Source organism: Streptomyces sp. NPDC048111, from assembly GCF_043202815.1.
GTDB lineage: Bacteria > Actinomycetota > Actinomycetes > Streptomycetales > Streptomycetaceae > Streptomyces.
The window spans coordinates 15,572-30,729 of the sequence record NZ_JBIDBD010000023.1; the positions used below are offsets into that span (position 1 = coordinate 15,572).

Consider the following 15,158-nt stretch of genomic DNA (forward strand, 5'->3'; position numbering starts at 1 on the left):
CGCCGTGCCCCCGTGCCTGTGACCGGCGCGGGGGCACACCCGTGCCGGTCCCCGGGGCGGGCGGCTCAGCCGATGTCGGGCGGGTCGATCCTGAGCCGCACCGCCTCGCCGCCGCCCCGGGCGAGCCGTGCGGCCTGGGCGGCCTTGAGGGCGGCGGCGAGCGCCGCGCCCCTGCCCGGCGGCACCCGCACCAGGGCCCGCTCCCACTGCTCGCCCACTGGCGGATCGCCCGGCCGCCGGGGCCGCCCGGGATCGGTGACCGGCAGCGGCACGGGCCCCAACACCTGCGCCTCGGGCGGCAGTTGGGCCGCACCGAGGAAGGCGGCCACCGCCTCGGGGCGCCCGATGGCCTCGGCCATCCGGGAGACCGGCGGGAAGCCCAGCTCGGCCCGCTCGGCCAGCTCGCGCAGGGCGTGGCCGACCGGGTCCCAGCGGACCAGCGCCTGCACCGGGCGCAGGGTGGGCTCGGCGACCACGACGACCGTGCCCCCCTCGTCCTGACCCCGCACCAGGGCGGCCGCCGTGATCCAGCGCCGCAAGGCCTCCTCGCCGGCCCGGATGTCGGGGCGGCTCAGCATCGCCCAGCCGTCCAGGAGCAGCGCCGCCGCATACCCGCCCTCGGCGACGGGCTCGGCGCCCGGGGTGGACACCACGAGCGCCGGCTGTCCCGGCACCTGGTCGAGCACGTGGTCGCGGCCCGAGGTGCGCACGGGCACGGCGGGGAAGGCCCGGCCGAGTTCCTCCGCGGTGCGGCGGGCGCCGACGATCTGGGCGCGCAGCCGGGCCCCGCCGCACTCGGCGCAGTGCCAGTCGCCCTCCGCGGTGCCGCACCAGGCACACGTCAACTCCCGCTCGTCCGGCGCCTGGAGCGGTCCCGAGCACCGCCGGCAGCGGGCGGGCTCGCGGCAACGGGCGCAGGCGAGCCGGGGCGCGTACCCGCGGCGGGGCACCTGCACGAGTACGGGGCCGCTCTTGAGGCCTTCGCGCACGGCCTGCCAGGCCAGGCTCGGCAGCCGGGCGGCGCGGGCCGCCTCGTCGCGCGCCAGCTCGCCGTCGCCCACGGTGCGTACGAGGGGGGCCGCGGCCCTGACCACCGCGCGCTCGGCGACCAGGGGCGCGGCCCAGCCGCTCTCCACGAGCTGGGCGGCCTCGACGGTGCAGCTGGTGCTGCCCAGCAGGAAGCCGCACGCGTCGTGGGTGGCGCGCAGCTCCAGCACCTCCCGTACGTGCGGGAAGGGGGCGTTGTCGTCGCTGTGGCTGGAGTCACCGTCCTCCCACACCACGACGAGGCCCAGGTTCTCGACGGGGGCGAACATGGCGGCACGGGTGCCCACCACGGCCCGTACCGCGCCCCGGCGCACCGCGAGCCACTGCCGGTAGCGCCGCTCGGGGCCGGAGTCGGCGGTGAGCAGCGCGTGCCGGCCCTCGCCGAGGAGGGCGGTCAGCGCCCCGTCCACCCGGCCCGCGCTCCGTCCGTCCGGGACGACGACCAGGGCGCCGCGGCCGGAGGCGAGGGTGGCGGCGACGGCCCGGGCGATCTCCTCCGCCCAGTGCGGCCCCGGCAGCGCGGTCCACACCGCGCGCGGCGCGCCGCCGGTGCCGAGCGCGCGCAGGAACGCGGGGCCCTGCGGGTAGCGCTGCCAGGTGCCGGGCTCGGGCGGGGCCGGCGGCGGGGGCGGCGGGGGCGACGGCTTCGACTCGGCCCGGGCGTTCCTCGGCGGCACGGCGAGCTGGAGCACATCGGCGAGGCTCCCCGCGTACCGGTCGGCGACGGCCCTGGCCAGCGCGAGCATGTCCGGGCTCAGCACCCGCTCGGGCGAGACGACACCGGCGAGGGCCGCCAGCGGGCCCGCGTAGTCCGACTCGGCGCGGCGCTCGACGAGGAACCCGTCGATCAGGCCGCCGCCCTCGCGGCGGCCGTCCCGGACGTTGCGCGAGCCGGCTCCGAAGCGCACCCGCACCCGGACACCGGGCTGCGCGTCGGCGTCCAGCTCCTCGGGGACGGCGTAGTCGAAGAACTGGTCGAGGTGGAGCACTCCCTTGTTCACCACGACCCGGGCGACCGGCAGCTCCCCGGCGAGCGCGGCGCCGCGCCACGTCCGCGGCTTGGCCCGGGGCACCTTGGCCTTGCGCACCGTCTCCCGGATCAGCGCGAGCTGCTCCGGGGCCCGGTGGTCGGGGCCCTCCCCCTGCGGTTCGTTCTCGCTGCTCACAGCGCCCATTCCTACCAGAGGGGACTGACAGCGCCGGGCGCCGCACAGCTCGGGACGCACGGGGGCCCCGGACCCGGTTCCCCCGGTCCGGGGCCCTCTCGCGGTGCCTCGGTTACAGACCCGCGGCGGCGCGCAGCGCGTCCACGCGGTCCGTGCGCTCCCAGGTGAAGTCGGGGAGCTCGCGGCCGAAGTGGCCGTACGCGGCGGTCTGGGCGTAGATCGGGCGGAGCAGGTCGAGGTCACGGATGATGGCGGCCGGGCGCAGGTCGAAGACCTGGGTGATGGCCGTCTCGATCTTCTCGTTGTCGACCGTGTTGGTGCCGAACGTCTCGATGAACAGACCGACCGGCTCGGCCTTGCCGATCGCGTACGCGACCTGGACCTCGCAGCGCGCGGCGAGGCCGGCGGCCACCACGTTCTTGGCGACCCAGCGCATCGCGTAGGCGGCCGAGCGGTCCACCTTCGACGGGTCCTTGCCGGAGAAGGCGCCGCCGCCGTGGCGGGCCATGCCGCCGTACGTGTCGATGATGATCTTGCGGCCGGTCAGACCCGCGTCGCCCATCGGGCCGCCGATCTCGAAGCGGCCGGTCGGGTTCACCAGGAGGCGGTAGCCGTCGGTGTCGAGCTTGATGCCGTCCTCGACGAGCTGCTTGAGGACGTGCTCGACGACGAACTCGCGGATGTCGGGAGCGAGCAGCGACTCCAGGTCGATGTCGCTCGCGTGCTGCGTGGAGACGACGACCGTGTCGAGCCGGACGGCCTTGTCGCCGTCGTACTCGATGGTGACCTGGGTCTTGCCGTCGGGGCGCAGGTAGGGGATGGTCCCGTTCTTGCGGACCTCGGTCAGGCGGCGCGAGAGACGGTGCGCGAGGTGGATCGGCAGCGGCATCAGCTCGGGCGTCTCGTCCGAGGCGTAGCCGAACATCAGGCCCTGGTCGCCGGCACCCTGCTTGTCCAGCTCGTCCTCGTCGCCCTCGACCCGGGTCTCATAGGCGGTGTCGACACCCTGGGCGATGTCCGGGGACTGCGCGCCGATGGACACCGAGACGCCGCAGGAGGCCCCGTCGAAGCCCTTCTTCGACGAGTCGTAGCCGATTTCCAGGATCTTGTCGCGCACGAGCTGGGCGATCGGCGCGTACGCCTTGGTCGTGACCTCTCCGGCCACGTGCACCTGGCCCGTGGTGATGAGGGTCTCCACGGCGACGCGCGAGGTCGGGTCCTCGCGCAGGAGCGCGTCGAGGATCGTGTCGCTGATCTGGTCAGCGATCTTGTCGGGGTGACCCTCGGTCACGGACTCCGAGGTGAAGAGACGACGGGACACAATGCTCCCTGGGGTTGCAGCGGCTGCTGGCTGATCATGGTAGGTCGCGCCGGGAGCTGCGCCCGGCTGCGTTCCGAGACCAGTTTATCGGTCGGTTCCGTTCGTTGGACCACGTGTCTCGCTCCGTGGAGTGCGCGGATCTCCGGATCCGGTCGATCCGCGGCCGGCGATCCTGGCCCCGGACGTCTCGCGCGGACCTGGCCACGGCCCGCCAGGGACGCCCCGCGCGGACCCGGACGCGGCGCTAGACCGCGTCGCCGGTGGCCGAGTCGCCGGATCCGAACCGGGCGCCCACGAGATCCCACACCACATCGGCGAGAGCCTCCTTGGGACCGTACGGCACCGGGGTCTCGGAGCCGTCGGCGCCGAGCACCACGGCCTCGTTCTCCTCGGAGCCGAACGTCTTGCGCTCGCCGACCTCGTTGACCACGAGCAGGTCGCAGCCCTTGCGCCGCAGCTTGAGACGGCCGTTGGCGAGCACGTCGTCGGTCTCGGCGGCGAAGCCGACGACCAGCTGGTCCGGGTGCGCCCGCTCGGCCGAGATCTCGGCGAGGATGTCCGGATTGCGGACGAGGGTGAGCGGCGCGGGCTCCTCGCCGTCCTTCTTCTTGATCTTCCCGGCGGCGTAGGACTCCGGCCGGAAGTCGGCCACCGCCGCCGCCATGACCACGGCATCCGCCCCGGGCGCCGCCTTCAGCACGGCCCCCCTCAGCTGGACGGCGGTGCCGACGCGGACCACATCGGCGCCCGCCGGGTCCGGGAGCCCGGTGTTGGCCTCGATCAGGGTGACCCGGGCCCCGCGCGCGACGGCGGTGCGGGCCAGTGCGTACCCCTGCTTGCCGGAGGAGCGGTTGCCGAGGTAGCGGACCGGGTCGAGGGGCTCGCGCGTGCCGCCGGCGCTGATCACCACGTGCCGCCCGGCCAGGTCCCGCGCGGAGCCGCCACGCGCGAGCACCCGGCGGCACACCTCGAACAGCTCGCCCGGGTCGGGCAGCCGCCCCTTGCCGGTGTCGACGCCGGTCAGGCGCCCGACGGCCGGCTCGACGACGACCGCGCCACGGCGACGCAGCGTGGCCACGTTCTCCTGGGTGGCGGGGTGCTCCCACATCTCGGTGTGCATCGCGGGCGCGAAGACGACCGGACAGCGGGCGGTGAGCAGGGTGTTGGTGAGCAGGTCGCCCGCGAGGCCGTGGGCGGCCTTGGCGAGCAGGTCGGCGGTGGCCGGCGCCACGATCACGAGGTCGGCGTCCTGCCCGATGCGGACGTGGGGCACCTCGTGGACGTCGGACCAGACCTCGGTCGAGACGGGGTGGCCGGAGAGCGCCGACCAGGTGGCGGCCCCGACGAAGTGCAGCGCCGCCTCGGTCGGCACCACCCGTACGTCGTGGCCCGATTCGGTCAGCCGGCGCAGCAGCTCGCACGCCTTGTAGGCGGCGATACCGCCGCTGACCCCCAGAACGACCTTCGGCTTGGCCATCGGAAAACTCGCCTCTCCCCGCGCGCCTGATGCGTGTACGTGCCCGCGCGAACGTCCGCGTGCACGTACCCATGACACACCACAGGCCCGGCAGTCGCGCTGCCGGGCCTGTGGTGGAAAACGTCGTGCCTACTGGGCGGGGCCCTCGATGGCCTCCGAGGTCAGCAGACCCGCGTTGATCTCGCGCAGCGCGATCGAGAGCGGCTTCTCGTGGACGTGGGTGTCCACCAGCGGGCCGACGTACTCGAGCAGGCCCTCACCGAGCTGCGAGTAGTACGCGTTGATCTGGCGGGCACGCTTGGCCGCGTAGATCACCAGGCTGTACTTCGAGTCGGTGGCCTCGAGGAGCTCATCAATCGGAGGGTTGATGATGCCCTCGGGCGCGGTCATGGAAGAGGACACTCTCTGCCTTCCGATGGGGATCGAATGTGAGATGGATGACACGGACGCCGACGCCGGGTAAATGACGTCATACGACTGGATCAAACAACTCGCATCAAGGCTAGCAGCTCACGGGCGACGTCCTCGACCGAGGTGTTGACCAGGGTCGTGTCGAACTCGGCCTCCGCGGCCAGTTCGATCTTCGCGGCGGCGAGCCGGCGCTCGATGACCTCGGGCGCCTCGGTGCCGCGGCCGGTGAGGCGGCGGACCAGTTCGTCCCAGCTCGGCGGCGCGAGGAAGACGAGCTGGGCCTCGGGCATCGAGGACCGTACGAGGCGCGCGCCCTGGAGGTCGATCTCCAGGAGGACGGGCTCGCCCGCTTCGAGGCGTTCGAGGACGGCCGCGCGCGGGGTGCCGTAGCGATTGCCCGCGAACTCGGCCCATTCGAGCAGCTCGCCGTTGGCGACGAGCTTGTCGAACTCCTCGTCGTCCACGAAGAAGTACTGCACGCCGTGGCGCTCGCCGGGCCGCGGCTTGCGGGTCGTCGCCGACACCGAGAGCCAGACCTCGGGATGGACCTTGCGCATATGAGCGACGACCGTGCTCTTGCCGACCCCGGAGGGGCCGGAGAGCACGGTCAGCCGCGGACGTGCGTCCGGGGGTACGGGGGTGGTCCCCCGGGGTGTTGCTGCCATGCGGCGATTATTCCAGCTTCTCGGGCATGCCCGAGACGTCAGGCCCCGGAGCCGCCGAACTCACGCTCAAGGGACGCGATCTGGTTGGAGCCGAGCCCCCGCACGCGGCGGCTCTCGGAGATCCCGAGCCGCTCCATGATCTGCTTGGCGCGGACCTTGCCCACGCCGGGCAGGGACTCAAGGAGGGCGGAGACCTTCATCTTCCCGATGACGTCGTTCTCCTGGCCCGACTTGATGACCTCGTGGAGCGAGGCGCCGGAGTGCTTGAGTCGATTCTTGACCTCGGCCCGCTCCCGGCGAGCCGCGGCGGCCTTTTCGAGCGCGGCTGCGCGCTGTTCAGGGGTAAGGGGCGGAAGAGCCACGCCTACGTCACCTCGGATGTCGAACTGTCGGATACGGACCGGTGAGGAACCTGATCGCCCCACACCAGGCGAGCAACGGACCACGCACTCGCGCACGTGCTCGTCTGCTCTCGTCGGAGACTAGCGGCCAAGGCCGCTCCAGTCAGCGAGAACAGACGAAAAGTCCTGGTCAGCCTCAACCGACCGGGACTTTCCGGACAAAACAACCCGGTTTTGAGTAAGGAAATTGTCAACGTTCCGCGTCCGGGGACCTCGCGCCCTCCCCGTCGGCGGTTTTCCTCCGCCACGGCGCCGGACCTGGTGACCCTCCGCCGCGTCCGCACGGCACGGCGCCCCGGTGCGACACATGTCACACCGGGGCGCCGTGGTCGATCATCCCCGCGGCAGCGCCGCGCGGACCTCGTCGGCGTAGCGGGCCGCGGCCTCGCGCAGTGCGGCGGTGTCCGGGCCGTGGCGCAGGACGCCCCGGCTGACGCTGGGCACCACGTTGCGCACGGCGGAGCCGAACACGCCCGGCAGGTCCGCCGGGGTCGCGCCCTGGGCGCCGATGCCGGGGGCCAGCAGCGGGCCGTTGATGTCGAGGTCCGCCCCGGCGTCGCCCAGCGTGGCACCCACGACCGCGCCGACCGAGCCGAGCGGCGACGCGCCCTCGTTCTCGGCCTTCATGTGGTCCAGCATCAGCTGGGCCAGCGAGCGGCCGTCCGCCGTGGTCGAGCGCTGCACCTCGGCGCCCTCCGGGTTGGAGGTCAGGGCCAGCACGAAGACGCCCGAGCCGGACTTGGCCGCGAGGTCGAGCGCCGGGCGCAGCGAGCCGAAGCCGAGGTACGGGGAGACGGTGACCGCGTCCGAGAACAGCGGGGACGCCGGGTCCAGGTAGGTGGCCGCGTACGCCGCCATGGTCGAGCCGATGTCGCCGCGCTTGGCGTCCATCAGGACCAGGGCGCCGGCCGCGCGGGCCTCCGCGACGGCCTTCTCCAGGACGGCCACGCCGCGCGAGCCGAACCGCTCGAAGAACGCGGACTGCGGCTTGAGCAGCGCGACCCGGTCGGCGAGTGCCTCGACCGTGGTGCGGGTGAAGCGTTCGAGGCCCGCGATGTCGTCGTCGAGGCCCCAGTCGGCCAGCAGCGAGGCGTGCGGGTCGATGCCCACGCACAGCGGGCCGCGGGCGTCCATCGCCTCGCGCAGTCGGGTACCGAAGGGGGTCATGCGGCGGCCTTCTTCCGGGTCTCGGCGCCGACGGCCTCGGCGAGCGTCGCGTACGGGGAGGTGGCGAGCCGGGCGGCGAGGCCCTTGTGGATCGCGCGGGCCCAGAACGGGCCTTCGTAGATGAAGGCGCTGTAGCCCTGGACCAGGGTGGCACCGGCCAGGATGCGCTGCCAGGCGTCCTCGGCGTTCTCGATGCCGCCGACGCCGATCAGGACGAGCCGGTCGCCGACGCGGGCGTACAGCCGGCCGAGCACCTCCAAGGAGCGCTCCTTGAGGGGGGCGCCGGACAGGCCGCCGGTCTCCTTGACGAGGGCCGCGGGCGACGTCAGGCCGAGGCCGTCGCGGGCGATCGTCGTGTTGGTGGCGATGATGCCGTCCAGGCCCAGTTCGACCGCGAGGTCGGCGACCGCGTCGATGTCGGCGTCGGCGAGATCGGGGGCGATCTTCACGAGCAGCGGGACGCGGCGGCCGCTCACGCTGCGGTCGGCGGCCTCGCGCACGGCCGTCAGGAGCGGGCGCAGCGACTCGGTGGCCTGGAGGTTGCGCAGGCCCGGGGTGTTGGGCGAGGAGACGTTCACGACGAGGTAGTCGGCGTGGGCGGCGAGGCGCTCGGTCGACTTCACGTAGTCGGCGGCGGCCTCGGCCTCGGGGACCACCTTGGTCTTGCCGATGTTGACGCCGACCGTGGTGCGGAACACCGCCCTGCGGGACGCCAGGCGCTCCGCCACGGCCGCCGAACCCTCGTTGTTGAAGCCCATGCGGTTGATCAGCGCGCGGTCCTGCACGAGGCGGAACAGCCGCTTCTTGGGATTGCCGGGCTGGGGCTCGCCGGTGACGGTGCCGATCTCGATGTGGTCGAAGCCGAGCATCGCCATGCCGTCGATCGCGACGGCGTTCTTGTCGAAGCCGGCCGCGAGGCCGAAGGGGCCGTGCATGCGCAGGCCGAGCGCCTCGGTGCGCAGCTCCTTGTGACGGGGCGCGAGCACGGCGGCGGCGAAGGTCCGCAGGACGGGAACGCGGGCCAGCAGACGGATCCAGCGGAAGGCCATGTGGTGGGCCTGCTCGGGGTCCATCCGCCGGAAGACGAGGTTGAAGAAGAGCTTGTACATGTTCGGTGTCCTCAGGGGCTCGTGGAGAGGGCTCATGAAGAGGGGGACACCGTTTCCGGTGTCCCCCTCGTCCCCGTCCGCTAGTCGCGGGCCGCGGTCAGGTGTTCCGCGTGTTCCTGGAGGGAACGTACCCCCACGTCACCGCGGTTGAGGGCGTCGATGCCCTGGACGGCCGCGGCGAGCGCCTGGACCGTGGTCAGGCAGGGCACGGAGCGGGCGACCGCAGCCGTGCGGATCTCGTAGCCGTCGAGCCGGCCCCCGGTGCCGTACGGCGTGTTGACGATGAGGTCGACCTCGCCGTCGTGGATCAGCTGGACGATCGTCTTCTCGCCGTTCGGGCCCTCGCCCTCGCTGAGCTTGCGCACCACCGTGGCGTTGATGCCGTTGCGGCGCAGCACCTCGGCGGTGCCGGAGGTGGCGAGCAACTCGAAGCCGTGGGCGACCAGTTCGCGCGCCGGGAAGATCATCGTGCGCTTGTCGCGGTTGGCGACCGAGATGAACGCGCGGCCCTTGGTCGGCAGCGGACCGTACGCGCCGGCCTGCGACTTGGCGTACGCGGTGCCGAACACCGAGTCGATGCCCATGACTTCGCCGGTGGAGCGCATCTCCGGGCCGAGCACCGTGTCGACGCCGCGTCCGTGGACGTCGCGGAAGCGGCTCCACGGCATCACGGCCTCCTTGACGGAGATGGGCGCGTCCAGCGGCAGCGTGCCGCCGTCGCCCTCCTTGGGCAGCATGCCCTCGGCGCGCAGCTCGGCGACGGTCGCGCCCAGCGAGATGCGGGCCGCGGCCTTGGCGAGCGGCACCGCGGTCGCCTTGGAGGTGAAGGGCACCGTGCGCGAGGCGCGCGGGTTGGCCTCCAGGACGTAGAGGATGTCCCCGGCCATCGCGAACTGGATGTTGATGAGCCCGCGGACGCCGACGCCCTTGGCGATGGCCTCCGTCGAGGCGCGCAACCGCTTGATGTCGTGGCCGCCGAGGGTGATCGGGGGCAGCGCGCACGCCGAGTCGCCGGAGTGGATGCCGGCCTCCTCGATGTGCTCCATGACGCCGCCGAGGTAGAGCTCGGTGCCGTCGTAGAGGGCGTCCACGTCGATCTCGATCGCGTCGTCGAGGAAGCGGTCGACCAGGACCGGGCGGGTCGGGCTGATCTCGGTGGACTCCGCGATGTACGAGGACAGCCGCTCCTCGTCGTACACGATCTCCATGCCGCGTCCGCCGAGCACGTACGAGGGGCGTACGAGGACGGGGTAGCCGATCTCGTCGGCGATGGCCTTGGCGCCCGCGAAGGTGGTGGCGGTGCCGTGCTTGGGCGCGGGCAGGCCGGCCTCCGCGAGCACCCGGCCGAAGGCGCCGCGGTCCTCGGCGGCGTGGATGGCCTCGGGCGGGGTGCCGACCACCGGGACGCCGTTGTCCTTGAGCGCCTGGGACAGGCCGAGCGGGGTCTGGCCGCCGAGCTGCACGACGACGCCCGCGACCGGGCCCGCGAGGGTCTCGGCGTGGACGATCTCCAGGACGTCCTCCAGGGTGAGCGGCTCGAAGTACAGCCGGTCGGAGGTGTCGTAGTCGGTGGAGACGGTCTCCGGGTTGCAGTTGACCATCACGGTCTCGTAGCCCGCGTCGCTCAGCGCGAAGGAGGCGTGGACGCAGGAGTAGTCGAACTCGATGCCCTGGCCGATGCGGTTGGGGCCCGAGCCGAGGATGATCACCGCGGGCTTCTCGCGCGGCGCGACCTCGCTCTCCTCGTCGTAGGAGGAGTAGAAGTACGGCGTCTTGGCGGCGAACTCGGCGGCGCAGGTGTCGACCGTCTTGTAGACCGGGCGCACGCCGAGCGCGTGCCGGACCTCGCGCACGACGTCCTCGCGCAGGCCGCGGATGCCGGCGATCTGGGCGTCCGAGAAGCCGTGCCGCTTGGCCTCGGCGAGCAGCTCGGGGCCGAGCTTGTCGGCGGCGGCCAGCTCGTCGGCGATCTCCTTGATGAGGAAGAGCTGGTCGACGAACCAGGGGTCGATCTTCGTGGACTCGAAGACCTCCTCCTGGGTGGCGCCCGCGCGGATCGCGGCCATGACGGTGTTGATCCGGCCGTCGGTCGGGCGCACGGCCTGCTCCAGGAGGGCGGCCTTGTCGCCGGTGGGGCTCGTGAAGTCGAACTGCGAGCCCTTCTTCTCCAGGGAGCGCAGCGCCTTCTGGAGGGCCTCGGTGAAGTTGCGGCCGATCGCCATGGCCTCGCCCACCGACTTCATGGTGGTGGTGAGGGTGGAGTCGGCCGAGGGGAACTTCTCGAAGGCGAAGCGCGGGGCCTTGACCACGACGTAGTCGAGGCTGGGCTCGAAGGAGGCCGGCGTCTTCTCGGTGATGTCGTTGGGGACCTCGTCGAGGGTGTACCCGATGGCCAGCTTGGCCGCGATCTTGGCGATCGGGAAGCCGGTGGCCTTCGAGGCGAGCGCGGAGGACCGCGAGACGCGCGGGTTCATCTCGATGACGATGACCCGGCCGTCCTCCGGGTTGATCGCGAACTGGATGTTGCAGCCGCCGGTGTCGACGCCCACCTCGCGGATGATCGCGATGCCGATGTCGCGCAGCCGCTGGTACTCGCGGTCGGTCAGCGTCATCGAGGGCGCGACGGTGATCGAGTCGCCGGTGTGCACGCCCATCGGGTCGAAGTTCTCGATGGAGCAGACGACCACGACGTTGTCGTTCTTGTCGCGCATCAGCTCCAGCTCGTACTCCTTCCAGCCGAGGATGGACTCCTCCAGGAGCACCTCGGTGGTCGGCGAGAGGGTGAGGCCCTGGCCTGCGATGCGGCGCAGCTCCTCCTCGTCGTGCGCGAAGCCGGAGCCGGCGCCGCCCATGGTGAAGGAGGGGCGCACCACGACGGGGTAGCCGCCGAGGGTGTCGACGCCCTTGATGACATCGTCCATGGAGTGGCAGATGACCGAGCGGGCGGACTCGCCGTAGCCGATCTTCGCCTTGACGGCCTCGACGACGCCCTTGAACAGGTCGCGGTCCTCGCCCTTGTTGATGGCCTCGACATTGGCGCCGATCAGCTCGACGCCGTACTTCTCCAGGACGCCCTGCTCGTGCATGGAGATCGCGGTGTTGAGCGCGGTCTGGCCGCCGAGGGTGGGCAGGAGCGCGTCGGGGCGCTCCTTGGCGATGATCTTCTCGACGAACTCCGGGGTGATCGGCTCGACGTAGGTGGCGTCGGCGATCTCCGGGTCGGTCATGATCGTGGCCGGGTTGGAGTTGACCAGGATGACCCGCAGGCCCTCGGCCTTGAGGATGCGGCAGGCCTGGGTGCCGGAGTAGTCGAACTCGGCGGCCTGGCCGATGACGATCGGTCCGGAGCCGATGACCAGGACGGACTGGATGTCGGTGCGCTTAGGCACGCTCGGCCTCCATCAGAGATACGAAGCGGTCGAAGAGGTACGCGGCGTCGTGCGGGCCCGCGGCCGCCTCGGGGTGGTACTGGACGCTGAAGGCCGGCTGGTCGAGCAGCTGGAGGCCTTCGACGACCTGGTCGTTCAGACACACGTGGGAGACCTCGGCGCGCCCGAAGGGCGTCTGGGAGACCTTGTCGAGCGGCGCGTCGACGGCGAAGCCGTGGTTGTGCGCGGTGACCTCGACCTTGCCGGTGGTGCGGTCCTGCACCGGCTGGTTGATGCCGCGGTGGCCGTACTTCAGCTTGTACGTGCCGAAGCCGAGCGCGCGGCCGAGGATCTGGTTGCCGAAGCAGATGCCGAACAGCGGCGTCCGGCGCTCCAGGACGGCCCGCATCACGGCGACGGGGCCGTCGGCGGTGGCCGGGTCGCCCGGGCCGTTGGAGAAGAACACGCCGTCGGGGTTCACCGCGAAGACGTCCTCGGCGGTGGCGGTGGCGGGCAGCACGTGCACCTCGATGCCGCGCTCGGCCATGCGGTGCGGGGTCATCCCCTTGATGCCGAGGTCCACGGCGGCGACGGTGAACTTCTTCTCGCCGACCGCCGGCACGACGTAGGCCTCCTTGGTGGCGACCTCGGCGGAGAGGTCGGCGCCGGCCATCTGCGGGGCCTCCTGCACCCGGGCGAGCAGTGCCGCGTCGTCCGCGACCGCCTCGCCGGAGAAGATGCCGACGCGCATGGCGCCGCGCTCGCGCAGGTGGCGGGTGAGCGCGCGGGTGTCGACGCCGGAGATCCCGACGACGCCCTGGGCCACCAGCTCGTCGTCAAGGGTGCGGCGCGAACGCCAGTTGGAGGGCAGGCGGGCGGGGTCGCGCACGACGTAGCCGGCCACCCAGATCCTCGCGGACTCGGGGTCCTCGTCGTTGACGCCGGTGTTGCCGACGTGCGGGGCGGTCATCACGACGACCTGGCGGTGGTACGACGGGTCGGTGAGGGTCTCCTGGTAGCCGGTCATGCCGGTGGAGAACACGGCCTCGCCGAAGGTCTCCCCCACGGCCCCGTAGGCACGTCCGCGGAAGATGCGGCCGTCCTCCAGGACGAGTACGGCGGGAACCTTGGCGGCTCCCCGGGTGGAGGTCGTCATCGTGCGGCGCCTTCCGTCGTGGTGGTGGGTTGGTCAGGGGTGCGGATCATGGAGTTGATGGCCTCGACCCAGGCCTGGTGCTGCTCGGCCCGGTCGGAGCGGAAGCCGGAGTCGATGAGCCGGTCGCCGTGGTTCCAGGTGACGACCAGCAGCCCGCCCTCGGTGAGGACCTTGCCGGCGATGCCCTTGTCGAGGCGGGCGCCGCGCAGCTGGGCGGTGGGCACGAAGAAGTCGTCCGCGCCGGGGCGTACGACGTCGAGGCCCGCGTCCGTCAGGGTGAGCACGGCCTTGCTGCGGACACCGAGGCCGTGCGCCACGATGCGGTCGAGCCACTGCCCGGCGGTGGTGGAACCGTGGTAGCGGCCGCTCAGCTTCAGTCTGGCCTCACCGGGCGCTTCGGGCGCGGTGGCGAGCTCGGGCAGGTCGGCCTGGAGGCGGCGGCGCCACTGCCAGCCCTGGCGCATCAGCCAGTAGACGAGCGCCACGAAGAGCGCGAGTCCGACGAGCCAGCCGATGCGTCCGCCCCAGTTGGTCACCTCGGCGGACTTCTCCTCGGCGGCCAGATTGATCAGTGATGCGTACGTCACGCCAGCTTCCCGTCCACGACCGTTGCCCGGCCCCGCAGGAAGGTGTGCGTGACGCGTCCGGGCAGCTCGCGGCCCTCGTAGGGGGTGTTGCGGCTGCGGGAGGCGAAGCCCGCGGGGTTCACCTCTCCACGGTATGCCGGATCCACCAGGGTCAGGTTGGCGGGTTCGCCTGCCGAGACGGGGCGGCCGTGGCCCGTGGCCCGGCCGATCGCGGCGGGCTTGTGCGACATGCGGTCGGCGACGCCGGCCCAGTCGAGCAGCCCGGTCTCGACCATCGTGTGCTGCACGACGGAGAGCGCGGTCTCCAGGCCGACCATGCCCATGGCCGCCGCGGCCCACTCGCAGTCCTTGTCCTCGTGCGGGTGCGGGGCGTGGTCGGTGGCGACGATGTCGATGGTGCCGTCGGCGAGCGCCTCGCGCAGCGCCATGACGTCCTTCTCGGTGCGCAGCGGCGGGTTGACCTTGTAGACCGGGTTGTACGAGCGGACCAGCTCGTCGGTCAGGAGCAGGTGGTGCGGGGTGACCTCGGCGGTCACGTCGATGCCGCGCGACTTGGCCCAGCGGACGATCTCGACCGAGCCGGCCGTGGAGAGGTGGCAGATGTGCACGCGGGAGCCGACGTGCTCGGCGAGCAGCACGTCCCGGGCGATGATCGACTCCTCGGCGACGGCGGGCCAGCCGCCGAGACCGAGCTCGGCCGAGACGACGCCCTCGTTCATCTGGGCGCCCTCGGTCAGCCGGGGCTCCTGGGCGTGCTGGGCGACGACGCCGCCGAAGGCCTTCACGTACTCCAGGGCGCGCCGCATGATCACGGCGTCGTCCACGCACTTGCCGTCGTCGGAGAAGACCGTGACCCCGGCGGCCGAGTCGTGCATGGCGCCGAGCTCGGAGAGCTTCTTGCCCTCCAGGCCCACGGTGACGGCGCCGATGGGCTGCACGTCGCAGTAGCCGGACTCCTTGCCGAGCCGCCACACCTGCTCCACGACGCCGGCGGTGTCGGCGACGGGGAAGGTGTTGGCCATGGCGAAGACCGAGGTGAAGCCGCCGCGGGCGGCGGCCCGGGTGCCGGTGAGGACGGTCTCGGAGTCCTCGCGGCCGGGCTCGCGCAGATGGGTGTGCAGGTCGACGAGGCCGGGCAGCAGGATCTGGCCCGCCGCGTCGATGACGGTCGCGTCGCCCGCGTCGAGGCCGGTGCCGACGGCCGCGATGGTCTCGCCGTCGATCAGGACGTCCTGGACGTCACCGCCGAGGACCTTCGCACCACGGATAAGGATCGTGCTCAT

General features: G+C 72.3%; 12 protein-coding genes. All 12 read right to left on the reverse strand.

Features of this window, described 5'->3' with window-relative positions:
* Nucleotides 1–65 precede the first annotated feature (65 nt).
* On the reverse strand, nt 66–2,213 hold the full coding sequence (locus ACGF3I_RS27225; protein WP_393136421.1) for a primosomal protein N': 2,148 nt from the start codon (nt 2,211–2,213) through the stop codon (nt 66–68).
* Between the two features lie 112 nt (nt 2,214–2,325).
* Nucleotides 2,326–3,534 (reverse strand): methionine adenosyltransferase, encoded by a 1,209-nt coding sequence (metK, locus tag ACGF3I_RS27230; protein WP_393136423.1) that lies wholly within the window; start codon nt 3,532–3,534, stop codon nt 2,326–2,328.
* 244 nt (nt 3,535–3,778) lie between these two features.
* Entirely contained in the window at nt 3,779–5,011 is a 1,233-nt protein-coding gene (gene coaBC / locus ACGF3I_RS27235) for a bifunctional phosphopantothenoylcysteine decarboxylase/phosphopantothenate--cysteine ligase CoaBC (protein ID WP_393136425.1), read from the reverse strand.
* 129 nt (nt 5,012–5,140) lie between these two features.
* A complete protein-coding gene (rpoZ, locus tag ACGF3I_RS27240) occupies nt 5,141–5,413 on the reverse strand; it encodes a DNA-directed RNA polymerase subunit omega (protein WP_017242218.1) in 273 nt (90 codons plus the stop codon).
* An 80-nt stretch (nt 5,414–5,493) separates the two neighbouring features.
* Nucleotides 5,494–6,087, reverse strand: coding sequence for a guanylate kinase (gene gmk / locus ACGF3I_RS27245; RefSeq protein WP_393136427.1), 594 nt, complete (start codon nt 6,085–6,087; stop codon nt 5,494–5,496).
* 38 nt (nt 6,088–6,125) lie between these two features.
* Nucleotides 6,126–6,449 (reverse strand): integration host factor, encoded by a 324-nt coding sequence (locus tag ACGF3I_RS27250; RefSeq protein ID WP_053724505.1) that lies wholly within the window; start codon nt 6,447–6,449, stop codon nt 6,126–6,128.
* 372 nt (nt 6,450–6,821) lie between these two features.
* Entirely contained in the window at nt 6,822–7,655 is an 834-nt protein-coding gene (gene pyrF / locus ACGF3I_RS27255) for an orotidine-5'-phosphate decarboxylase (RefSeq protein WP_393136429.1), read from the reverse strand.
* On the reverse strand, nt 7,652–8,764 hold the full coding sequence (locus tag ACGF3I_RS27260; RefSeq protein WP_393136431.1) for a quinone-dependent dihydroorotate dehydrogenase: 1,113 nt from the start codon (nt 8,762–8,764) through the stop codon (nt 7,652–7,654). Before ACGF3I_RS27260 ends, pyrF begins: the two co-directional genes overlap by 4 nt.
* An 80-nt stretch (nt 8,765–8,844) precedes the next feature.
* Nucleotides 8,845–12,153 carry a carbamoyl-phosphate synthase large subunit gene (gene carB, locus ACGF3I_RS27265; protein ID WP_393136433.1) on the reverse strand — a complete coding sequence of 1,103 codons (3,309 nt, stop codon included), beginning with the start codon at nt 12,151–12,153 and terminating at the stop codon, nt 8,845–8,847.
* Nucleotides 12,146–13,288, reverse strand: a complete 1,143-nt coding sequence (gene carA, locus ACGF3I_RS27270; protein ID WP_393136435.1) for a glutamine-hydrolyzing carbamoyl-phosphate synthase small subunit — start codon at nt 13,286–13,288, stop codon at nt 12,146–12,148. Before carA ends, carB begins: the two co-directional genes overlap by 8 nt.
* Nucleotides 13,285–13,875 (reverse strand): hypothetical protein, encoded by a 591-nt coding sequence (locus ACGF3I_RS27275; RefSeq protein ID WP_393136437.1) that lies wholly within the window; start codon nt 13,873–13,875, stop codon nt 13,285–13,287. Before ACGF3I_RS27275 ends, carA begins: the two co-directional genes overlap by 4 nt.
* The gene (locus tag ACGF3I_RS27280) at nt 13,872–15,158 is read right to left on the reverse strand and encodes a dihydroorotase (RefSeq protein ID WP_393136440.1); all 1,287 of its coding nucleotides are present in this window, start codon (nt 15,156–15,158) and stop codon (nt 13,872–13,874) included. The genes ACGF3I_RS27275 and ACGF3I_RS27280 overlap by 4 nt, the downstream gene beginning before the upstream one ends.